This is a genomic window from Microbacterium sp. NPDC086615 (genome assembly GCF_040686055.1).
Classification (GTDB): domain Bacteria; phylum Actinomycetota; class Actinomycetes; order Actinomycetales; family Microbacteriaceae; genus Microbacterium.
The window spans coordinates 126641-147895 of record NZ_JBFBJJ010000003.1 but is presented as its reverse complement, the minus strand read 5'-3'; the positions used below and the strand labels follow the sequence as shown (position 1 = coordinate 147895).

The 21255-nt window shown below is 71.0% G+C and carries 23 protein-coding genes and 1 tRNA gene; 10 read left to right on the top strand and 14 right to left on the bottom strand.

The annotated features are described in order from the left end of the window. Positions 1-327: 327 nt before the first annotated feature. Positions 328-2070, bottom strand: coding sequence for a DEAD/DEAH box helicase (locus tag AB0O24_RS04840; RefSeq protein WP_363372954.1), 1743 nt, complete (start codon positions 2068-2070; stop codon positions 328-330). Between the two features lie 126 nt (positions 2071-2196). On the opposite strand from AB0O24_RS04840, the gene AB0O24_RS04835 reads away from it, so the two are divergent. Continuing rightward, positions 2197-3567, top strand: a complete 1371-nt coding sequence (locus tag AB0O24_RS04835; RefSeq protein WP_363373173.1) for an MFS transporter — start codon at positions 2197-2199, stop codon at positions 3565-3567. 196 nt (positions 3568-3763) lie between these two features. Here the strand turns inward: AB0O24_RS04835 and AB0O24_RS04830 are convergent, their stop codons facing one another. Further along, on the bottom strand, positions 3764-4270 hold the full coding sequence (locus tag AB0O24_RS04830; protein ID WP_275800793.1) for a MarR family transcriptional regulator: 507 nt from the start codon (positions 4268-4270) through the stop codon (positions 3764-3766). A 108-nt stretch (positions 4271-4378) separates the two neighbouring features. On the opposite strand from AB0O24_RS04830, the gene AB0O24_RS04825 reads away from it, so the two are divergent. After that, complete coding sequence (locus AB0O24_RS04825) at positions 4379-5173, top strand: hypothetical protein (RefSeq protein WP_363372949.1); 795 nt, start codon at positions 4379-4381, stop codon at positions 5171-5173. A gap of 137 nt (positions 5174-5310) precedes the next feature. On the opposite strand, the gene dcd is transcribed toward AB0O24_RS04825, so the two are convergent. Then, complete coding sequence (gene dcd / locus AB0O24_RS04820; protein ID WP_058597005.1) at positions 5311-5916, bottom strand: dCTP deaminase; 606 nt, start codon at positions 5914-5916, stop codon at positions 5311-5313. Positions 5917-6096: 180 nt separating this feature from the next. Here dcd and AB0O24_RS04815 point away from each other — a divergent pair. From AB0O24_RS04815 to AB0O24_RS04800, 4 genes are all read left to right on the top strand, one after another. Beyond that, positions 6097-6167: transfer RNA gene (locus tag AB0O24_RS04815), tRNA-Gly, on the top strand. A 679-nt stretch (positions 6168-6846) separates the two neighbouring features. Continuing rightward, the gene (locus tag AB0O24_RS04810) at positions 6847-7464 is read left to right on the top strand and encodes a hypothetical protein (protein ID WP_363372947.1); all 618 of its coding nucleotides are present in this window, start codon (positions 6847-6849) and stop codon (positions 7462-7464) included. Positions 7465-7466: 2 nt separating this feature from the next. Next, positions 7467-7697 carry a hypothetical protein gene (locus AB0O24_RS04805; protein WP_275801685.1) on the top strand — a complete coding sequence of 77 codons (231 nt, stop codon included), beginning with the start codon at positions 7467-7469 and terminating at the stop codon, positions 7695-7697. Positions 7698-7866: 169 nt separating this feature from the next. Further along, entirely contained in the window at positions 7867-8442 is a 576-nt protein-coding gene (locus tag AB0O24_RS04800; RefSeq protein WP_363372944.1) for a YdeI/OmpD-associated family protein, read from the top strand. Positions 8443-8611: 169 nt separating this feature from the next. Here AB0O24_RS04800 and AB0O24_RS04795 read toward each other — a convergent pair whose 3' ends face one another. Together AB0O24_RS04795 and AB0O24_RS04790 are read right to left on the bottom strand one after the other, a co-directional pair. Continuing rightward, positions 8612-9244, bottom strand: coding sequence for a Pr6Pr family membrane protein (locus AB0O24_RS04795; RefSeq protein WP_363372941.1), 633 nt, complete (start codon positions 9242-9244; stop codon positions 8612-8614). 212 nt (positions 9245-9456) lie between these two features. Continuing rightward, complete coding sequence (locus tag AB0O24_RS04790) at positions 9457-10443, bottom strand: LacI family DNA-binding transcriptional regulator (RefSeq protein ID WP_363372938.1); 987 nt, start codon at positions 10441-10443, stop codon at positions 9457-9459. Between the two features lie 99 nt (positions 10444-10542). Between AB0O24_RS04790 and AB0O24_RS04785 the strand changes: the two genes are divergently transcribed. Both AB0O24_RS04785 and AB0O24_RS04780 read left to right on the top strand, forming a co-directional pair. Then, on the top strand, positions 10543-11250 hold the full coding sequence (locus tag AB0O24_RS04785; protein ID WP_363372935.1) for a ThuA domain-containing protein: 708 nt from the start codon (positions 10543-10545) through the stop codon (positions 11248-11250). Beyond that, positions 11223-12311 (top strand): Gfo/Idh/MocA family oxidoreductase, encoded by a 1089-nt coding sequence (locus tag AB0O24_RS04780; RefSeq protein ID WP_363372932.1) that lies wholly within the window; start codon positions 11223-11225, stop codon positions 12309-12311. Before AB0O24_RS04785 ends, AB0O24_RS04780 begins: the two co-directional genes overlap by 28 nt. Position 12312: 1 nt before the next feature. On the opposite strand, the gene AB0O24_RS04775 is transcribed toward AB0O24_RS04780, so the two are convergent. The 3 genes from AB0O24_RS04775 to AB0O24_RS04765 form a co-directional block, all read right to left on the bottom strand. After that, on the bottom strand, positions 12313-12750 hold the full coding sequence (locus AB0O24_RS04775; protein WP_275801679.1) for a BLUF domain-containing protein: 438 nt from the start codon (positions 12748-12750) through the stop codon (positions 12313-12315). Further along, positions 12750-13046, bottom strand: a complete 297-nt coding sequence (locus AB0O24_RS04770) for a hypothetical protein (RefSeq protein ID WP_275801678.1) — start codon at positions 13044-13046, stop codon at positions 12750-12752. The genes AB0O24_RS04775 and AB0O24_RS04770 overlap by 1 nt, the downstream gene beginning before the upstream one ends. A 101-nt stretch (positions 13047-13147) precedes the next feature. Beyond that, positions 13148-13537 (bottom strand): ester cyclase, encoded by a 390-nt coding sequence (locus tag AB0O24_RS04765; protein WP_275801677.1) that lies wholly within the window; start codon positions 13535-13537, stop codon positions 13148-13150. Between the two features lie 392 nt (positions 13538-13929). On the opposite strand from AB0O24_RS04765, the gene AB0O24_RS04760 reads away from it, so the two are divergent. Next, on the top strand, positions 13930-15246 hold the full coding sequence (locus AB0O24_RS04760) for a cytochrome P450 (RefSeq protein ID WP_363372927.1): 1317 nt from the start codon (positions 13930-13932) through the stop codon (positions 15244-15246). 76 nt (positions 15247-15322) lie between these two features. Here AB0O24_RS04760 and AB0O24_RS04755 read toward each other — a convergent pair whose 3' ends face one another. From AB0O24_RS04755 to pcaH, 6 genes are all read right to left on the bottom strand, one after another. Continuing rightward, positions 15323-15760, bottom strand: coding sequence for a GNAT family N-acetyltransferase (locus AB0O24_RS04755; protein ID WP_363372924.1), 438 nt, complete (start codon positions 15758-15760; stop codon positions 15323-15325). A 530-nt stretch (positions 15761-16290) separates the two neighbouring features. Next, positions 16291-16671 carry a 4-carboxymuconolactone decarboxylase gene (gene pcaC, locus AB0O24_RS04750; RefSeq protein WP_363372921.1) on the bottom strand — a complete coding sequence of 127 codons (381 nt, stop codon included), beginning with the start codon at positions 16669-16671 and terminating at the stop codon, positions 16291-16293. Further along, on the bottom strand, positions 16671-17453 hold the full coding sequence (locus AB0O24_RS04745) for an alpha/beta fold hydrolase (RefSeq protein ID WP_275801672.1): 783 nt from the start codon (positions 17451-17453) through the stop codon (positions 16671-16673). The genes pcaC and AB0O24_RS04745 overlap by 1 nt, the downstream gene beginning before the upstream one ends. Next, positions 17450-18820: a lyase family protein gene (locus AB0O24_RS04740; RefSeq protein ID WP_363372917.1), complete on the bottom strand. Its 1371-nt coding sequence runs from the start codon at positions 18818-18820 to the stop codon at positions 17450-17452. Before AB0O24_RS04740 ends, AB0O24_RS04745 begins: the two co-directional genes overlap by 4 nt. Before the next feature lie 7 nt (positions 18821-18827). Then, complete coding sequence (pcaG, locus tag AB0O24_RS04735) at positions 18828-19388, bottom strand: protocatechuate 3,4-dioxygenase subunit alpha (protein WP_275801670.1); 561 nt, start codon at positions 19386-19388, stop codon at positions 18828-18830. Between the two features lie 70 nt (positions 19389-19458). Next, the gene (pcaH, locus tag AB0O24_RS04730; protein ID WP_363372914.1) at positions 19459-20268 is read right to left on the bottom strand and encodes a protocatechuate 3,4-dioxygenase subunit beta; all 810 of its coding nucleotides are present in this window, start codon (positions 20266-20268) and stop codon (positions 19459-19461) included. A gap of 90 nt (positions 20269-20358) precedes the next feature. Here pcaH and AB0O24_RS04725 point away from each other — a divergent pair, with 90 nt between their 5' ends. Beyond that, positions 20359-21111, top strand: a complete 753-nt coding sequence (locus tag AB0O24_RS04725; protein WP_275801668.1) for an IclR family transcriptional regulator — start codon at positions 20359-20361, stop codon at positions 21109-21111. Positions 21112-21255 lie beyond the last annotated feature (144 nt).

Genomic DNA, 21255 nt, shown 5'->3' with positions numbered 1-21255 from the left:
CCACTATGTGCAGCCGCAGGGCCTCCGAACTGCACAAAGTGGGACACGCCCAACGGCCACGGCCCCGCCCAACGCTCAGATGTCCCACTATGTGCAGCATCCGGCCCACCAAACCGCACAAAATGGGACACGCCCAACGGCCACGGCCCCGCCCAACGCTCAGATGTCCCACTATGTGCGGCCGCAGGGCCTTCGAACTGCACAAAGTGGACACGCCCTCAGCGGTCAGGTCATTGCCGGCGCACGACACCGACGCCCCCGCGCCCAGAAGGGCAGCGGGGGCGTCGAACGGATGCCGCGGGCCCGGCGCGGCGGCCGGTCAGAGGCTCAGTCGCGGTCGCGGTCGCGGCGCTGCGGCCGGTCGCTGCGCTTCGCGGAGCGACCACCCTGGTCGAGCCGCAGGTCGATCAGCTGGCCCGAGATGCGGGTGTCGGCGAGGCGGTTGATCGTGTCGCGCGAGAGGTCGGCGGGGAGCTCGACGAGCGAGAAGTCCTGGCGGATCTGGATCGCCCCGAAGTCGTTGCGGCGCAGGCCCCCCTCGTTCGCGAGAGCGCCGACGATCTGGCGCGGCTCGACTCGCTGGCGACGGCCCACGGCGATGCGGTACGTCGCGAAGCGTCCGCCGCTGCTGCGCCGGTCGCCGCCCTCGCGCGGCTCGCGGGCCGGGCGGTCCGCGCGGTCGCGATCGAATCGCGGCTGCTGGATCGTCTCCTCCTCGAGCAGCAACGGCGTATCGCCCTGCGCCACGACGGCGAGGGCCGCGGCCACGTCGGCCTCGGGAACGTCGTGGTGCGCGACGTAGTGGGCGACGACGTCGCGGAAGGTCGCGATCGCCGCCGTGTCTTCGAGGGCCGCTGTGATCGCGTCGTCGAAGCGGGTCAGGCGCGTGGCGTTGACGTCGTCGACGCTCGGCAGCGACATCTCGGTCAGCGGCTGGCGCGTGGCCTTCTCGATCGCGGTGAGCATGCGGCGCTCGCGCGGGGTGACGAAGCTGATGGCATCCCCGGTCCGACCCGCGCGGCCCGTGCGGCCGATGCGGTGCACGTACGACTCGGTGTCGATCGGGAGGTCGTAGTTGACGACGTGGCTGATGCGGTCGACGTCGAGGCCGCGCGCGGCGACGTCGGTGGCGACGAGGATGTCGAGCTTGCCCGACTTCAGCTGGTTGACCGTGCGCTCGCGTTGCACCTGGGCTATGTCGCCGTTGATGGCGGCGGCGGTGTAGCCGCGGGCGCGGAGCTTCTCGGCCACCGTCTCGGTCTCGTTCTTCGTGCGGGTGAAGACGATCATGCCCTCGAAGTTCTCGACCTCGAGGATGCGCGTGAGGGCGTCGATCTTCTGCTGGTACGACACCACGAGGTAGCGCTGCGTGATGTTCGCCGAGGTCGTGGTCTTGGTCTTGACCGTGATCTCTTCGGGGTCGTTGAGGTATTGCGCCGAGATGCGGCGGATCTGCGCCGGCATGGTCGCCGAGAACAGCGCGACCTGCTTGGTCGAGGGGGTGTCGGCGAGGATCGTCTCGACGTCTTCGGCGAAGCCCATCTTGAGCATCTCGTCGGCCTCGTCGAGCACGAGGAACTTCAGCTCGCTGAGGTCGAGCGTGCCCTTGTCGAGGTGGTCCATGATGCGACCGGGGGTGCCGACGATCACGTCGACGCCGCGGCGCAGCGCGGACAGCTGCTGGCCGTAGCCCTGACCGCCGTAGACGGGCAGCACCGAGACGCCCTTGATGTGCGCGGCGTACTTCTCGAACGCCTCGCACACCTGCAGCGCGAGCTCGCGGGTGGGGGCGAGCACGAGCGCCTGCGGGTTCTTGTGCCCGGTCTCCATCTGCGACAGCACCGGCAGCGCGAAGGCCGCGGTCTTGCCGGTGCCCGTCTGGGCGAGCCCGACGACGTCGCGGCCCTGCAGCAGCACGGGGATCGTGGCGGCCTGGATGGCGGACGGGGTCTCGTACCCGACGTCTTTCAGGGCCTTGAGCACGGCGGCATCCAGTCCCAGATCGGCGAAGGTGAGCTTCTCGGGGGTGGTCTCAGCCTCAGCGGAGTCGACGGGGATTTCGGATGCCATGACTCCACGGTAGTCCGCTCCGCTGTCCCGCGCGGGCCGAAGGATAACCTGAACGCGCGCGCCGACGCCGGCGCGGCTGTCTCCCGGCGCACCGGGCGTTCACCGAAGGACCCTAGCGTGACCGACATGCCTTCCCCCGGGACCGCCTCGCCGAACGTCTCGACCCGCCGCCCGGTCATCGCCTGGGCCCTCTGGGACTGGGGTTCGGCCGCCTTCAACGCCGTCGTGACGACGTTCGTGTTCAGCACGTACCTCGCGAGCGAACTCTTCGTCGACCCGGCGATCGTGGCCGCCGCGAACGGCAACGACGACGACCCCGCGCTCGTGCACGCCCTCGCCGAGAACGCGAGCGTCGTCGGTCTGGCGCTGATGTTCGCCGGCATCGTGGTCGCGTTGGTCGCCCCCGTGCTCGGCCAACGCTCCGACGGCACCGGACGCCGCAAACTCTGGCTCGGCGTGAACACGGGCCTGGTCGTGCTGGCGATGGCCGCCATGGTGTTCGTCGAGGGCACGCCCGCGTATCTCATCCTCGGCGCGACGCTCATCGCCGTCGGGAACGTCTTCTTCGAGTTCGCCAGCGTCAACTACTACGCGATGCTCACGCAGGTCTCGACGCGCGAGAACATCGGCCGCGTCTCGGGCTTCGGCTGGGGCATGGGGTACGTGGGCGGAATCGTGCTGCTCATCCTGCTCCTCGTGCTGTTCATCCAGAGCTTCGGGAATCCGGATGCCGGTGGCCTCCTCGCCGTGTCGAAAGACGGCGGCCTGAACATCCGGCTCGCGATCCTGGCATCCGCCCTCTGGTACGCCGTGTTCGCGATCCCGGTGCTTCTGCGCGTGCCCGAGATCCCGGCGCAGCGACGCGAGGTGCGGGTGGGATTCTTCCGCTCGTACGTCGTGCTGTGGAACACGCTGCGATCCCTCTGGCGCGACAGTCGTCAGGTGCTGCTCTTCCTCGTCGCGAGCGCGGTGTTCCGCGACGGCCTGACCGGCGTCTTCACGTTCGGCGCGATCATCGCGGCGCAGGTGTTCGGCTTCAGCTCGACCGAGGTGCTCTACTTCGCCGTCGCGGCGAACGTCGTGGCGGGGCTGAGCACGTTCGCGGCGGGACGCTTCGACGACCGCTTCGGACCGAAACGCGTGATCACCGCCTCGCTGATCTGCCTGATCGTGCTCGGCGCGGCGATGCTCTTCATCGGAACGTCACAGACCGGGTTCTGGATTGTGGGCCTCGGCCTGTGCGCCTTCGTCGGTCCGGTGCAGTCGGCGAGCCGGTCGTTCCTCGCGCGCGTCGCGCCGGAGGGCCGCGAAGGTGAGATCTTCGGCCTCTACGCGACCACCGGACGCGCGGTGTCGTTCCTCGCCCCCGGCCTGTTCGCCCTGTTCGTCGGGCTGACGGGCGACACGCGACTCGGCATCCTGGGGATCGTGCTGATCCTCGCCGTCGGCCTGGTGCTGCTGCTCCCGGTGAAGGCGAAGCCGGCCGCGATCGTCTGAGCCGCCGCGCTGGCTTCGTGCGCGGCGCGGTGCGGAACGGCGCGTTGCGGTCGGGCGGCGCGGAGCGTGCGAAACTCCTGACTTTCCCGCACCGCCGTCGGGGATGTCCGTGTGATCTCGCGGCAGACGTCAGTGCCGCCCGCGATTCTTCAGGAGTTTCGCCCGCGCCGCGCGGACGACTCCGGATGCCGCGGACTCAGTCGCGCGGCCAGGCCTCGGCGAACTTCGCCAGCAGACGCGCGAAATCGGCGCGCTCGGCCTCGGTGAACGACTCGAGCGCGGAGCGCACGGCATCCCGTCGCCTTCCGCGGAAGCTCGAGATGAGCTTCTCGCCCTCGGGGGTGAGGCGCACGCGGGTGCGGCGGGCGTCGTCGGGGTCGGGCTCTCGCGCGACGAGACCCATCTGCGTCGCCTGCTGCACAAGGCGCGAAGCGCGCGGCTGATCCACACCCACCGCTTCGGCGATCTCGCTGACGGACAGGGCGTCGGATGCCGCGACCAGGGCGTCCAGCAGGCGCAGGCGCGCGGGTCCACCGAAGCGTCCGTGCGCGGGATCCGCCCACGGCGGCGCTCCGCGGCCCCACGGCCCTCCGTGGGAGTGGGGGTGGTGGTGATGCTCGTCCGGACCGAAAGGGGGACGCGGGCGTCGCCCGCGCAGCTTCGCGAGAGCGGCGGCGATGTCGTCGGCGGGATCGGAGGTCACGAGGGAATTTTACATGTCGCTTGACAAGCATTCGGAATACATGTCACAGTACATTTGTTGTCACATGACATACATCGACGGATATCCCGTCGCACGAAAGGACACCCCATGAACACCTCTTCTTCTCTTGATGCCCGCAGCCTCGCCCATCGCCTGAGCGCGGTGAGCCATGCACTGCACCACCGCCTGTTCGAGCAGCTCCGCGCGAGCGACCTCGACCCGCGGACCATCGCGATCCTCAGCGTCATCGACGGTCGCCTCGACGCCCACTGGGTGAGCGACCGCATCTCCCGCGGCGGCAAGCGCGTCGCCGCTCTCGCCGAGCGCGGCTGGATCGCCCGGACCGACGACGCATGGACGCTGACCGACGAGGGACGCGCGATCCTCGACCGGGTGGACGCCGACCGCGCGTCGATCCTCGCCGACCTGCCCGCCGACGAGCTGGCCCAGCTCAGCGCCTCGGTCGATGCCGTCGCGGACGCCCTCGGGGTGGATGCCACGGACTCCGGGCCCCGCGGGTTCCGCGGCGGACGCGGCTTCGGCCCCGGCTTCGGGCCTGCGTTCGGTCCCGGCGCCGGCCGGGGCTTCGGCCGCGGTTTCGGCCCCGGATTCCGCGGGCACGGCGACCACGCCGGGTTCGAGCGCGGCGAGCGCACCGGGTCGGAGCGTGCAGAGCACGGTGAGCACGGCCACGGTCGACTCCGCCACCACGACGGGTTCGCGCGCGGCGAGCACGGCTTCGGCCGACACGGCCACGGCGCGCACCACGGCGGCGAGCACCATCACGGCGGCTCGCACCGCGCCCACCGCGCGGCGCAGCGTGCCTTCGAGCGCGGCTTCGACGCCGGGTTCGTCCGCGGCCGCGAGGCTTCGGCATCCGGTGAGCCCTCGGCATCCGAATGATCAGCGATAAACGCTCTCCGCGACCGGAAACACGTGCACATCGTGTTTCTGTGCGTGGATCGCGTTTATGGCGCGGCACGCGCCGCGCAGCGAACAGCCCCACCGAGCTCGACTCGATGGGGCTGTTCGCGTGTTGCTCAGCGTCCGGCGGAACCCGCGTCGGTCGCGCCGACGTCGGTGCGGTGGAAGTTCAGCGCCGAGCGCGAAGCGGTCGGGCCGCGCTGCCCCTGATAGCGGTTGCCGTAGGGGCCGGAACCGTAGGGGCTCTCGGCGGGCGAGGTCAGGCGGAAATAGCAGACCTGCCCGATCTTCATGCCGGGCCAGAGCTTGATCGGCAGGGTCGCGACGTTCGAGAGCTCGAGGGTGACGTGACCCGAGAAACCCGGGTCGATGAACCCGGCGGTCGAGTGCGTGAGCAGGCCGAGGCGCCCGAGCGACGACTTGCCCTCGAGACGCGCCGCGACGTCGTCGGGCAGCGAGACCCGCTCGAACGTCGAGCCGAGCGCGAACTCGCCCGGGTGCAGGATGAACGGCTCGTCGGGGTCGACCTCGATCAGACGGGTCAGCTCGGGCTGGTCTTCGGCCGGGTCGATGAAGGGGTACTTGTGGTTGTCGAACAGCCGGAAGTACCGATCGAGCCGCACGTCGACGCTCGACGGCTGCACCATGGCGGGGTCGAAGGGGTCGAGCCCCAGGCGTCCGGAGGCGAGTTCGGCTCGGATGTCGCGATCGGAGAGCAGCACGAGGCCAGCCTAGAGCGCGGGGTCCGGCCGTGTCGTCGCGTGACGTGCCCGCTGCGCCGACACCGCGTCTGCTGGGCGCGATCTTGAAGATCGCCTGCGGTTTCGGCGAGGGATGCCATGGGACGCCGCCGGCGCGCGACGCAGACGCTGTTATGCTGGCCGGGTTGCCGCAAGGCATCCGGGGCTGTAGTTCAATGGCAGAACTTCTGCTTCCCAAGCAGACAGCGCGGGTTCGATTCCCGTCAGCCCCTCAAAAGGCCCGACTCACCGCCACAGGCGGTGTGGCGGGCCTTTCGTGTGGGTGCCGTAGGAAACGATCCCACGGCGGGTGGGCCCCTGCCGCCCGAGGCTCCGCGCGCTGCGAAGCGGCGCGTGGAGGGGCGGTAGGGACGATTCCCGTCAGCCCCTCAAAGCCCTCACGGGCGGCCGCAGGCCGTTCGGGAGGGCTTTCGTGTTGCCGCGAATCGAAGCCTTGGGTGGGCCCACGCCGCCGGAGGCTCCGCGCGTCGCGAAGCAGCGCGTGGAGGGGCGGTGGGGACGATTCCCGTCAGCCCCTCCAAAGGTCCGACATTCCGGCGCAGCCGGGGTGGCGGACCTTTCGCGTGGGTGCCGTAGGAACCGATCCGCGGCGGGTGGGCCCCTGCCGCCCGAGGCTCCGCGCGCTGCGAAGCGGCTTTCGTGTTGCCGTGAATCGAAGCCTTGGGCCGCCTCGAACATCTCCGCGGCACCCCCAGCGGTCATGAGGGCGGAGGCCGGAGGCTACCCCTCCGAATACTCGTGCGCAAACGTTCGTCCCCCGTCTGGGGGACATCTCGTGCATGCCCGATGGATATTCCCTGGACGCTTCCTGAGCTCACGAGATGTTCTCCCTGGAGAGGTGAAACGTCGAAGCCGTGAGAAACACGAACCATGGAAAGCGAGGAAGCTCACATGCGTAACACGGTCATCACACCGACGAAGCGGAAGCTGGGGTGGTCAGCAGCTGCGGCGGCGGCCGCCGCCCTCACTCTGTCGACGCTGGCAGCGGCCCCGGCCACAGCCTCGGACACCGAACCTGTACCCGCATCGGCCGTCGCGGACACCACCGCCCCGACCATCACGACGGAGCAGGTTCGCGAGGCCCACGCCGCGTTCCAGGAGGCGGGCATCCCGTTCGACGTCAGGATCGACGACGCGGGACGAACGGTCAACGTCTACCACTTTGCCGAAGGCGACTTCGGTCTCGTCGTCCCGCCGGCACCGGGCACCATCTCTCCGTATCTTGCGGTCGGTAGCGACGGGGAGGGCACATACATCTCCTTCAACAACGCAGACCAGCGCGCGATCAAGAACGGTACGGCCTACGGCCTCGTGGCCGCCATCGGGCTGCTCAGCCCGCCGATGGGGATCGTGGCGGGTTTCGCGGTGACCATCGCCAACGAGTACGTCGCGGGCAACGGGTTCTGCCCCGGTAATGACGAACTGTGGGTGTACTTCACCGACGGGCCTACCGGACCGGCGTACAGCCAGGTAATCTGCCGACCTGTCTCGCACCCCGGAGGGGGATAACCATGACCCGCACGCATCGCAACCGGCTGCTTCTCGTCGCGACTCTCGTCCTCGTCGGCATCGGTTTCGCCGTGAGCCCCACGTTCGCGAACGAGGGGCTGTGGGCGGGGATCGGGCTGTTCTTGCTGTCCGCCCTCGCGCCCGCCGCGGTCCTCGGCGTCGTCGCCTACGTCTGGTCCGCCAACGACCGCGAGGCGGCGAAGCTCACCGGCAGGACACCCGGGCAGCACTGACGCGATGATTCGGCCCCGCCCGCACCGGGCGGGGCCGTTTCGCGTTCAAACGATTCTCGAGCGACTTGAGCGCCCGCCAAAGGTGATCGCGGGTACATCGTGCCCCGCCGCGGCGTGATGTCGGACCCCCGCACTACCCTCCTCACACACCCCGCACGAGGAGGCGCCCGTGGCCGACCCACCCGAACTCACCGTCACCGACGCCGCGCACTGGCGTGCGTGGCTCGACGCGAACGAGAGCACGAGCGACGGTGTCTGGCTCGTCCTGGCGAAGAAGGGCACCACCGAGCCCACCTCGCTCACCTACGCCGAGGCCCTCGACGAGGCGCTCTGCAGCGGATGGATCGACGGGCGCAAGCAGTCCCGGGATGCCGCGACCTTCCGCCAGCACTTCACCCCACGGCGCACCCGGTCGATGTGGTCCACGCGGAACGTCGACATCGTGGCCCGCCTGATTGAAGCGGGGCGCATGCGTCCGCGCGGTGCGGAGGAGATCTCCTGTGCCCAGGCCGACGGCCGCTGGGACCGCGCCTACGCGGGGTCCGCCACGATCGAGGTTCCGCCCGACCTGCGGGCGGCCCTGGATGCCGATCCCGCGGCCGCTCGCGCTTTCGAGGCGTTGAACAAGTCGGAGCGCTACTCCGTGCTGCACCCTGTCGTCACGGCGACGAGCGACACCCTGCGCGCCACGCGCATCGCCCGTCACGTGGCCCGGCTGGCGGCCTCGGCAGATCCGACGCACTGAGCGGGGGAGGCAGAAGACGCGTGGCCCGCCCGTGCGGTGGACCCTGAGGGGTGATCCGACCACGCCTTGCCCCGGTGCGGCCGCACCCACCCCAGCGTCCGGACCGGCACGATCCGACACCGAGTCGAGCCACGCGCAGTGACCACCCGCGAATGCGGCGTGAAGAATATCAGGCGCGCGAAACCGGCTCGGGCGGGTGAGCTCGAACCCGCCACCGGCTCAGCCCCCACACGCCCGCCGCCGCGAGCATCAGGAGAGCCAGGATGCCGATCACGTGCGCCGCGAGCGAGACCGGGCCGCGCTCGGGCAGGAGGAATCCGTAGGGCACCCAGCCGTCCGTCTGCCCGCGCACGAGCACGACAGCGAGCCAGAGGCACGGGTACGGGAGCACCCACCAGAGCGCTCTCCAGCGCAGGCGCGGACGATCGGGGGCCGAGGCGAAGTCGACCACGACGAACACCGGGAACACGATGTGGAGGATGGCGCTGACCCAGGGCGGGGCCGATCCCGTTCCGGGCACGAGGGTGTTGTAGACGATCGCCACGACGACGAGGCAGGCGGTCCCGACGCCCCAGGCGACAGCCAGAGCCTCGGGAACCCTACCCCCACGCAGCTGATGAAGCGCCACCGCGATCAGCACGAGAGCGGTCAGACTGCTCGTCTGATTCGTGAAGTATCCGAAGAAGTCGAAGGGATTGCCGTCGCCGACGGCGAAGCGCAGTCCGTACGCGATCAGCACGACGATGAGCGCGATGGCCGCGGCGACGAGCCGCGTGATCGCACGAGCACGGCGCGAGGTCACTCCGCGACCCTAGCGCGCGACGGCGCGGCGGCGCGTGACGCGCGGAGGTCCAGGGACGAGCGGAGGATGAATCGCCCCACGGGATCCTCCGGCGCACCCCCGTCCTCCGCCCGTCACACGGATGCCCGCGGCGACCGGGGCGTGCCCAGGTCCACCTGCGCGTCCACGGCACCCCCGGACGCGAGACCGTCCGCGACCGCTGCGACCGCGCCTCACCCCGTCGACCCCCGCACGATCAGCCGCGTCGGCAGCTCGATCGTCGTCGGCTCCCCCGCCGGCGGCTGCACGAGCAGTTCCACCGCGGCCGCGGCCATCTCGCGGATCGGCTGACGCACCGTGGTCAGCGCCGGGCGGAGCCAGCGCGCGCCGCGGACGTCGTCGAAGCCCACGACGAGCACGTCGTCCGGGATACGGAACCCCAGATCGGCTGCCGCCGCGTACACGCCGGCAGCCATCTCGTCCGAACACGCGAAGACACCGACGGAGCCGTCACCGGGCAGTTCTGTCAGGGCCGCGCGGACCACACGCCGGGCGCCGCTGGCGCTCCACCCGGTCGCGACGCGGCGGAGCACGGCATCCGGAACGATCTCCGCGAGCGCCGCGCCGAAGCCCTCGACGCGCGCCCGACCCCACCGGTACGAGGGAGCGCCGTCGACCACGACGAAGCGACGCGCGCCACGGTCGATCAGGTGCCGCGCGGCGTCCGCGCCGCCCGCGCGGTCGGTCGTGCGGACGTTCGGGAGCGGAACGCGCGACTCCGACGAGGGCTCGAACAGCACGAGCGGGATCGCCGCGGCCTCGAGCAGCGCGAACTGGCGGGCCGTCGGGACGTTCAAGCCCAGCACGACCCCGCCCGAGCCACGCGCGGCGATGCGCGCGGGCCAGTCATCGGCGGGGTCGTCCCGCTCGGCGGTCAGGACGAGGTCGTACCCGAGACGCGTCGCGGCCTTGCGCGCGCCGACGACCACCTCTTCGCTGTACGGACCGTCGTACCGCCCCATCACGAGGTCGATGAGCCGAGCGGTCCCCGCGCGCGGACGCCCCTGTCCGCCTCCGCCGTATCCGAGCGCGGCAGCCGCGTCCCGCACACGGGCACGCGTGGTCGGCGAGATCTCGCCGCGCTCGCGCAGCACCCGCGACACCGTCGCGATACTCACGCCCGCGGCGTCCGCGACCTGGGCGAGCGTGGGGCGGGACACGGTCCCAGTGTGCCGGATGCCGCGGACTTTTGCGCAAAGCTTCGTGTCCCGCCGCGAGGGCCGTGGGAGGGTGGCATCCATCCACGACGAGGAGGACGCATGAGCCATCGACGAGCGCTGGTCGTGCGCGGAGGGTGGGACGGCCACCATCCGGTCGAGGCGACCGAGCTGTTCCTGCCGTTCCTGCGCGACAACGGCTTCGACGTCCGCGTCAGCGAGTCGAACGAGGTGTACGCCGACGCCGACGAGATGGCCGCGACCGACCTCGTGCTGCAGTGCGTCACGATGTCGGAGATCTCTCGCGAGGCTCTCGCCGGGCTGCGCACCGCCGTCGCGAACGGCGCGGGACTGGCCGGATGGCACGGGGGCATCGCCGACTCGTACCGCGCGTCGTCGGACTATCTGCAGCTCGTCGGCGGGCAGTTCGCGACGCACCCGGGTCGGCATCCCGACGAGCGACCGGGCACCGAGGAAGACAACTACCTCCCGTACCGCGTCGAGATCACCGACCTCGGCCGCAGTCACGAGATCACCACCGGACTGAGCGACTTCGACCTCGACACCGAGCAGTACTGGGTGCTGACCGACGATCTGAACGACGTCCTCGCCACGACCACGCACCCCGTGCAGCCGTATCACCCGTGGCATCGCCCGATCGTGTCGCCGGCCGTCTGGACCCGCGAATGGGGAGCGGGGCGCGTCTTCGTCGCCACTCCGGGGCACACCCCCGACGTCCTGCGGGAGCCGTCGGTGCGCACCATCATCGAAAGGGGACTGCTGTGGGCCAGCCGCACGGTATCGGAATAGTCGGCCTCGGCGTCATCTCGGCGCAGTACCTCGCCACCCTCGGCGAGCACCCCGACGTGCGGATCGTCGCGACCGCCGACCTCGACCACGCGCGCGCCGAGGAAGTGGCGAACGGGATCGACGGATGCCGAGCCCTCAGCGTCGCCGATCTCGTCGCCGACCCGGCGGTGCAGACGGTCGTGAACCTCACTGTCCCCGCCGCGCACGCCGAGATTGCCTCGGCCGCCCTGGCAGCGGGCAAGGACGTCTTCGGGGAGAAGCCGCTCGCAGCGACCCTCGCGGACGCCCGCCGGGTCGTGGAGGCGCGCGGCGGTGCGTGGCTCGGCTGCGCCCCCGACACGGTGCTCGGCACGGGCGTGCAGACCGCGCGCGCCGCTCTCGAGGCCGGTGCCATCAGGCGACCGGTGGCGGCCACGGCGACCTGGGTATCCGCGGGCCATGAGGCGTGGCATCCGCACCCCGATTTCTACTACCGCGAGGGCGGCGGGCCGCTCCTCGACATGGGGCCGTACTACCTGACGACGCTGTTCCACCTGCTCGGACCGGTCGCACGCGTCTCGGGGGCGTCGTCGCGACCGCGGGACGCGCGGACCATCGCGAGCGGACCGCGGGCGGGCGAGGTCATCCCCGTCGAGGTCGACACCCACGTGTCGGGCGTCCTCGAACACGTCGGCGGCGCGGTGTCGACCGTGACTTTCAGCTTCGACGCACCGGTCAGCGACGCGGCCCCGATCGAGGTCTACGGCGAGACGGGCACCCTGTCGGTTCCCGACCCCAACCTCTTCGACGGCGACGTGCGCGTGCGTACGGGCCGTCACGACGAATGGCACGCCGTGACCGAGCGGGCCGGATACGAGCACGCGGGTCGCGGGATCGGCATCCTGGATCGCGTCCGGACGGGCTCGGATCGAACCGATGCCGACATCGCGCTGCACGTGCTCGAGGTGATGACGGCCCTGCAGGAGTCTGCCCGCACCGGCACGCGCGTCGACATCGAGACGCGGCCGGTGCCGCCGTCCGTCGTCCCGTTCACGGATGAGGAGCGGTGGCGCGCGGGGTGACTCAGCGCGGGTTCGCGCTGCGCGCGCGGAACCACACCGTCAGCTCGCGCAGCGCGCGCGCCGTGACCGTGTCGTCGTCGGAGTCGAGGTCGTCGAAGGAGTCGCGGAAGCCCTCGGGCGCCGCCTTCTGCGGAACGTTCAGGGTCTCGTACCCCATCGTCCAGTCGGCGAAGCGTCGCTCGTCGATCTCCTCGTCGACGAGGATCCGCATGTCGCGGTGCCGCGGGTCGCGGCGGATCCGGTCGATGAGCTCTCGCACGAGGGACTCGGGGCCCTCGAGTACCTGGAGGAACCTGTTGCCCCGGAACAGCAGCATGCCCGACAGGTCGCGCGCGAGGTTCGCGGCCCGGCTCGACGACAGCAGGTCGGCCAGCTCTTTCGCGCCGAAGGCCGACACCGCGGCGCTGGAGTACGTCACCGATCGCAGGGGCTCTGCCATCACCGCACGACCGATCCGGGGAGTCCGCGGTCCGTCCGCACCTGGTGCAAGACGATCTCTTCATCCCGTGGGGCGGACATGCGCGTCTCGACCGGTGCCGAGGTGATCGCCGCCATCCCCGCGACGAGGGTCGGGAAGCGGCCGACCAGGCGGGAACGGCCGTCGTACGCCAGGTAACTGCCGTCGGCTTCGCGGTCGAGGTATCCCAGAAAGGCACCGTTGCGGCTGCCCACGTGAAAGCCCTCTTCGACTCGGGCCCAGACCACACCGGCCCCGGGACGATCCGTGTACGTCATCTCCGCGCTCCTCTGCCCACGGCGAATCCGCAGGCTCCGACCGTATCGGCTCGCGTGCCGGGAACCTGCTCCTTGACAGCGGCGCCCGAAACCGTCCGATCTCAGACGAGCAACGCGCGGATCTGTTCGGCATCGTCAGTACCGGATGCCTCGACGATGCGACCGTGCGACAGGCGGTAGATCGCGAACGCGGCGATGTTCACGCGGCGGCGCGTGGCCGAGAGGTGCCGGTATGTGCCCGTGTGCGTCCCGGAACCCCGCACGTGTACCGCGAGACGGTCGTCCTCGACGATCAGCTGAATCCGCCTCCACTGCCAGTCGGGGAAGGCGTGCAGCAGTTCGGCGTAGTCGGCGATCCAGGCCTCGGCCCCGGCCGGGAGGTGGGCGCGACGCATACCGGGGTCGAGAAAGCCCCGGACCGCCTCGAGATCACGGCGGTTCTGGGCGTCGAGGAAGTCGGCGAACCAGTCACGCGTCTCCCCGGCCTCCACCGTTCCATTATCCGGCGGGGCTGCTCGGCGGGTGTGCCGTCGACGCCGGGGCGTGCTGTCGGCGCCGGGCCATTAGGCGGAGTTCGTTCCCGACACGCCGCCCTACGGCATCCGGCCGCGGCGAGTCGCCCCCGCACTCCGCACGACGGCACACCCGCCCCCACCCGACCACCCGAGCCGTCAGGCGAATCACGCTCGACGACAGGCCGATGACTCCGCGAGGCACCCCGATCCCCCACCCACCCCGAGTCCCCGCTCTGGTCGCGTACCCGGCGGGCGTCACGCCCGCCGTTCGCCGGACCGGATGCCACGACCCACCGCCGCGAGTACCACAACGTCTCGGCGTGCGCCGCCCCCTCGGCCGCTCGACACCGCGGTGGAAACGTGGGGGCATGGCATCCCCCCTCGCCCTGCTTCGTGACGACTCGCTCTCGCTCCTGGTCCGCGGCTACGGCTTCGGCGCGCACCTGTGGCGCCGGGCCGACCGCGGGGCGCGGGCCGTTCCGTTCCGGCTGCTCGGCCGCGAGGCGCTGTTCGTCCGCGGCGAAGAGGGCGTGCGGCTCTTCTACGACGAGTCGCTGACCCGCCGCCACGGCGCGATGCCGGCCTTCATCCAGGAGTCTCTCTTCGGCCACGGCTCGGTGCACAGCCTCGACGGCGAGGAGCATCGCCACCGCAAGGCCACGTTCGTCGACGTGCTCTACGACGACGACGAGGTGCAGCGGCTCCTCCCCGAGCTCGAGAGGCAGTGGCAGGGCGAGCTCGACGCCTGGGTCGCCGGCGGCGAGCGCTCGGCGTACGACGCCGCGGTGGGAGCCCTGGGCCGCTCGATCATGCGGTGGGCCGGCATTCCGGGCACCGCGGCGGCACAGACGCGGTGGGCGAGGCGGCAGGCGCAGATCGTCGACGGGTTCGGCGTGCCGTACTCGCCCGAGTTTGCGCTCGCCCTGATCAACCGCCGATGGTCGGACCGCCACGCCGGCGAGCTGATCGACGCCGTGCGGGCCGGAACCCTCGACCCCGCCGAGGGCACGGCGCTGCACGCGTGGGCGTGGCACCGCGACCGCTCCGGCGGACTGCTGCCTGCGAAACTTGCGGGCATCGAGCTGCAGAACAGCTTCCGCCCGATGATCGCGGTCTCGCGCTTCGTCGCCTTCGCCGCGAAGGAGCTGCACGACCGTCCCGAGTGGCGCGAGCGCATCGCGGCCGAGACCGCCGAGCGCGGGTCGCTCGTCGTCGGCGAGCTCGCCACGGCGTTCGCGCAGGAGATCCGCCGAACCGCCCCCTTCGTCCCGATGCTGCCGGCGTGGGCGAAGACCGACGTCGAGCTCGACGGGGAGCGGGTGTCGGCGGGCGGACGCGTCGTCCTCGACATCCTCGGCACCGACACCGACGCCCGCGAATGGGAGCGACCGTCCACGTTCGACCCGGCGCGTTTCGTCGGCGTCGACGACTACGAAGCGCTGCACGCCTTGGTCCCGCATGGCGGCGGCGAGGTGCCGACCGGTCACCGCTGCCCGGGCGAGAAACTCGCGATCGCCGGGCTCGCGGCATCCATCGCCGTCCTTAGCGACCCGCGTCTGCGCATCTCGGGCCACGGACTCGAGGTGAACAGACGACGGATGCCGACCAAGCCGCGCTCCGGCGGGCGCGTACGCCGCGCGGACGCGCCGTCGGCCTGCCCGTTCCACGTCGGTCGCACGAGCTGAGCAGCGAGGCTGCGGCTACCGGCCGTGGACCGGTTTCGGCACGATCTCCTGTTCTCGGAATACGGATGCCGCGGGCTCAGCGCGCGGAACGCACCCACCGCCGCCACTCGGGCTGGGGCGCATACCCGCGAGCCGCCCACGCGGACGCGCCCAGGTCGTTGCCCTCGAGCACCATCGCGTCGAAGCGTCCGGCGCCGAGCGTGCGAAGACGGGCCTCGGCCGCATCGAGGAGGACTCGGGCGAGGCCCTGACGGCGGTAATCGGGGTGCACGGCGAGGCGATAGAGGTGGGCGCGCCACCCGTCCCAGCCCGCGATGACGGTGCCGATGATCCGGCCCTCCGACCTGACGACGAGCACCGCGTCGGGATCCCGACGCAGGAGCGCCTCGACCACGGGAGCCGAGTCGCTCGGCCGTGCGTCGTTCTCGCCCGCGATCGCCCAGAATGCCAGCAGCGCGTCGACATCGGCGAGGGTCGCGGTCTCGACGGCGGGCGGCACGGGGTGATCCGTCATGGTCCACGACCATAGCGGCGTCGCCGTGCACCTTGTCGCGCCCACCTCGAATCGGCTGCAACAGCCACCAGCGAGCCCGCGCCCGCCGGAGTGCCCCGCAGCTCGGTGGGATGGCCGCGGGCGGAGGGCAGCTCGTGAACTCCCCGCAGAAATGACACCCGTGTAGTTTCGAAGCTTCCCTCGGTTCCTGAGTTTTCCACAGAAGGTTTGCACACCACGGGCGGGGTTTCGCACACCTCTCCACAGAGTTATCCACATGTGTAGAGCGATGCATTCGTAGGCGAGTGCGCCCCCAGGGATGCTTCAGAGGCCGTCGTCGCGCGCGCGAACTTCGGTCGGCGGGCCGGGAGAGCCGCACGGACCCACTGCCGTGCCCATCGTCGCGGGCGTTCGTCACGGATACCGCCGCCCGGCCGCCATCCTCGCGCCCTTATCCGGGATTGCGCCCGATGGAGTCCCAGAACGTGCAGCGGGGACGTGCTCCGATCGCACACAGTGGGACATGGGCCAGCCGGCCGCAGCGCCTCACCTCACGCCCGCTCCTCGAACACCTCCGACGCGATGCGGAACGCCGTGTTCGCCGCCGGCACCCCGGAGTAGATCGCCGACTGCAGGATGACCTCGCGGATCTCATCGACGGTCAGGCCGTTGCGCAGCGCGGCGCGCAGGTGCATCGCGAGCTCCTCATGATGCCCGTGCGCGATGAGCGACGACAGCACCGCGACCGAGCGCGAGCGCCGGTCGAGCCCGGGTCGCGACCAGATGTCGCCCCAGGCCACGCGCGTGATGAAGTCCTGCCAGTCGGCGGTGAGGTCGGTCGCGGCCGCGGTCGCGCGGTCGACGTGCGCGTCCGAGAGCACCTCGCGGCGCACCGTCATGCCCTGGTCGTAGCGTTCCTGGTCGGTGGCCATCAGAAGCCCTCCCCCGAGGTCGACGCGAAGAACGAGCGCAAAAGCGCGGCAACAGCCTCGGGCTGCTCGGCGGGCGGCAGATGTCCGGCATCGTCGATCCGGGCCGTGCGGCCGTCCTTCACACCCTCGGCGATCTCGGCGGCCTTGGTCTCGGGCGCGATAGCGTCAGCCGCACCCCACGCTGCGAGGACGGGCACGGTGATCTCGCCGAGAGAGGAACGCACGTCGTACCCGGCGAGCGCCTCGCAGCAGCGGGCGTAGCTGTCGTCGTCGGCATCCTGCAGCGCGTGCAGCAGGCGCCCGGTCAGCTCGGGGCGTCGTTCGATCGAGCCGGGAGCGAACCAGCGCTGGGCGGAGGCGCTGATGAGGCTCGAGGTGCTTTGCGCTCGCACCTGTGCAGCGCGGTCGTGCCACGCCTCGGGGTCGCTGAGCTGCGCTCCGGATGCCACGATCGCGGCGGCACGCACCCGGTCACCGTGCCGTCGCGCCAGCTCCAGTCCGGTCGCCGCTCCGAGGGAGACACCGGCGTAGAAGAACGTGTCGTCAGGGACGGCAGCCGCCACGGCATCCGCGAGGTCGCCGACGGTGAAGGCCTCATGGGTGATCGGCCCCGCGCCATGACCCGGCAGGTCCCAGCCGACGACGCGGTACTCGTCGACCAAGAGCGGAACGACGTCGTCCCAGACGATCGTCGATGTGCCCAGCGACGGCCCCAGCACGACGACCGGCGCGCCCTCCGGCCCGACCGGCGCCGTCAACGAAATCAGCGAAACTGCACTCATTGCTCTCCCTCGTCTCGATGTGCGGCCGATCCCGTGCGGTCTCGGCGACGTGTTTCGGCCTCGGCCCCCGCCGCGAACCACGGCGCCAGGCCCACGTACGCGCGCGGGCCCAGCAGCTCGTCGACGTCGAGACCCGCGGCCTCGGGCATCGCCCGCAGGGCATCGCCGAGGTCGGCGTCTCCCGCGAGCAGCTCCGCGAAGCGATCGGTCCCGATGAGCGGCACGAGAACGCCACGCAGACGCTCGCTCACGAGGCGCCCCCCGGTCAGGTCGGCGTTGCTCTGCGCCGCCGCGGCATCGACCCGCAGGTGCGCGAGCATCGAGGCCGCATGCCGCGTCGTGCCGAGCGCGAGCCGCAGCAGCTCGCGCAGGGTCGGCCACTCGGCGTGCCACGCGCCGTCGGGGCGTTCGTCGACGGCGAGGGATGCCGCGAGGTGCAGCGTCGCGCCGAGCTGCGGCGCGCGCAGGGCGGCGGAGCGGATGAGCACCGCCTCGGCGGGGTTCTGCTTCTGCGGCATCGCCGACGACCCGCCGCCCACGCCCTCCGACACCTCGCCGATCTCGGTGCGGCTGAGCGTCGCCACATCGCCCGCGACCTTGCCGAGGGCGTCGATGGCCTGCACGAGCGCATCGCCCAGCTCGGTGATCGGCCAGCGCGTCACGTGCCACGGCGCGTCGGGGACGTCGAGATCGAGTGCCCGCGCGAAGGCGGCGGGGAGCCCCGCGGCGATGTCCTTCGAGCCGGTGATCTCGACGAACGATGCGAGCGTGCCGCCCGCTCCGCCGAGTTGCGCGGGGTACTCCAGGGTCTCGAGCCGACGCGACGCCCGCTCGATGCCGCGCGCCCAGGTCGCGGCGCGAGCGCCCACGGTGGTGGGGACGGCGTGCTGGGTGAGGGTGCGTGCGGCCGAGACGTCGTCGACGTGAGCGACGGCGAGGTGGCGCGCCCATTCGCCCGCGATCCGCAGCGACGAGCGCACCTGGTCCATCGCCCGCCGCGCGACGATCATGAGGGCCGTGTCGAGGATGTCCTGGCTGGTCGCCCCGCGGTGGATCCACGCCCGATGCTCGGCCGGCACCTGCGCCTTCAGCATGCCCACGAGCGGGATCACGGGGTTGCCCCCGCTCACCGACTCCGCGATGAGACGGTCGACGTCGAGACCCGCGGCCGGTTTGCCGTATTTCTCGTCGATGCCGAACGCGTGGTCGATGTCGCGACGGGCCTCGCGCGGGGCGACGCCCACCTCCTCGTACGCGGCGACGAGAGCGCATTCCGCGCGCACGAGCGCACTCAGCACGAACGAGTCCGACACCAACGTGTCGTGCCCCACGGTCACGGGCGACAGCAGCCCGAGATCGATGGGCACGGGGGGATCAGAAGGCAAGGAAGACCGTCTCCTTCTCGCCCTGCAACCGGATGTCGTGGTGGAGGTTCCCGTCGGGCGTTCGCGTCGCCACGAGGCTAGCGCGCTCGCCCGCGTCAAGCGAAGACAGCAGCGGGTCCGCGGCGAGCGCCGCGTCGTCGCCGGGGACGTAGATGCGCGTGTGGAGCTTGTCGGGCAGACCCCGCGCGAACACGATCGCCGCGTAGAAGCCGGGACGGCCCTGGATGCCACCGGGCTCGCGCGTCCAGAACTCGAAGTGCCCCTCGTCGTTCGTGAACGCGCGCCCGAAACCGGTGAACGTGTGGTCGTCGCGGCGGAACGCGCCGCGCGCCCGCGGCACCGAGCCGTCGGCATCCGCCCCGAAGATCTCGACCAGCGCGTCGGGGACAGGCGCTCCCGCCCCGTCGAACACGGTGCCGCCCAGCACGATCGCCCCCGGCGAGTGCGGGAACACGACCTCGTGCTGCTTCGGGTACTCGAGGCCGTACGCAAAGAACGGGCCCACGGTCTGGCCGGGGGTGGCGCGGTGGGTCTTGGCGGGGGTGCTCATCACTCGTCGCCCTCCTGCTCGTTCTTCGACAGGCTCAGGAACCGAGCCGTTCGTCGATGTCGTCGTCATGTCACTCGTCCTCTGGCTCGAAGTACGTCTGGTCGGGGCCGTCGACGACGATGTCGAACCGGTAGCCCGTCGCCCACTCGGGCGAAGTGAGGTCGTGGTCGTAGACGCCGACGAGGGCGTCGCGATCCTTCTGCCGGTGGATGCTGTTGTAGATCGGGTCGAGCGCGAACAGCGGATCCCCGGGGAAGTACATCTGCGTCACCAGGCGCTGCGTGAACGACGAGCCGAACACCGAGAAGTGGATATGCGCGGGGCGCCAGGCGTTGCGGTGGTTCTTCCACGGGTAGGGGCCGGGCTTGATCGTGGTGAAGCGGTACTCGCCGTTCTCGTTCGTGATCGCACGGCCCGCCCCGGTGAAGTTGGGGTCGAGGGGGGCGGGGTGCTGATCGCGCTGGTGGATGTAGCGACCCGCCGAGTTGGCCTGCCAGATCTCGATGAGCTGGTTCGCGATCGGTCGCCCCCACGAGTCGAGCAGACGCCCTTGCACGCTCATGCGCTCGCCGAGCGGCTCGCCGGCGTGCTGCAGGGTGAGGTCGGACTCGATCGCGGCGACGTCGCGCTGTCCGAACGCGGGCGAGAACAGCTCGATCGTCTCGGGATCGACGAGCTTCGGGTTCTTGGTGGGGTGCCGCAGCACGCTCGAGCGGTAGGCGGGGAAGTCGTGGGCGGTCGCGGCGACCCGCTCTCCTGCCGCCTCGAGCGCATCGAGCTCGGCGTGACGGGTGCGCATCTCGGCGACGATCTGGTCCTGCGTGGCCTGGTCGGGAGCGGCGAGCAGCGTTTCGGGCGCCGCGGCGGGGGTGTGCGTCATGGGGTCTCCTTCGACCAGACCATCGTCCGTCACCGACCTGCGGGACGGCGACCTGTTCCCGCTCAATGGGAATCGTGGCATCCTGAGCTCATGGCGAACTCCCCCTCGGGCGACTCGGTCACCGACCGGCTGGTGCGGATCCTCGAGACCTTCACGCCCACCCGCACCGCGCAGACGACCGCCGACATCGGCCGACGTGCGGGGTTGCCGAGCTCGTCGGCGCACCGGATCGTGAACGAGCTGGTGGATGCCGGCCTCCTCGAGCGCGACGATGAGCGACGTGTACGCGTGGGGATGCGCCTGTGGGAATTGGCGACGCGGTCATCGCACGCGCTCCGGTTGCGCCAGGCGGCGCTGCCCTACATGGAGCGCGTGCAGCAACGCGTGCGCGAGCACACGCAGCTCGCGATCCTCGAGCACGACGAGGCGCTGTTCCTCGAGCGCCTGAGCGCTCCCGACTCGGGCGCCAACATCACACGCGTCGCGGGGCGACTTCCCGTGCACGCCTCGTCGTCCGGCCTCGTGCTGCTGGCCTTCGCCCCGCGCGACCTCCAGGAGCGGGTGCTCGCCGGCCCTCTCCCCCGCGTCACCCCCGAGACGATCGTCGACCCGGCGGCGCTCCGGCGCACGCTCGCCGAGATCCGCACACTGGGCCGCGTGATCGCCCCCGGGTACGTCGATGAGGTGTCCACCGGCGTCGCCGTGCCCGTGCGCGACGAGACCGGAGCCGTCATCGCCGCTCTCTCCGTCGTGCTCCCGCGCGACGCCGAGACGCAGTTCGCCCTGGTCGAGCTGCACCGTGCCTCCCGCGACATCGAGCGCACGCTGGGTTATCGCCGCTGAGGAGGTCCGACGCGAACGAGGCACGTCCATCTGCATGATCGCTGGGGCGGGTGGTGTCCAAAGTGACGCGTGCGGCACTCCCGACCCCGACCGGTCCTACAAATGAACCACTGAGACCCACATCCCGTTCAACGAGAGTCGCGC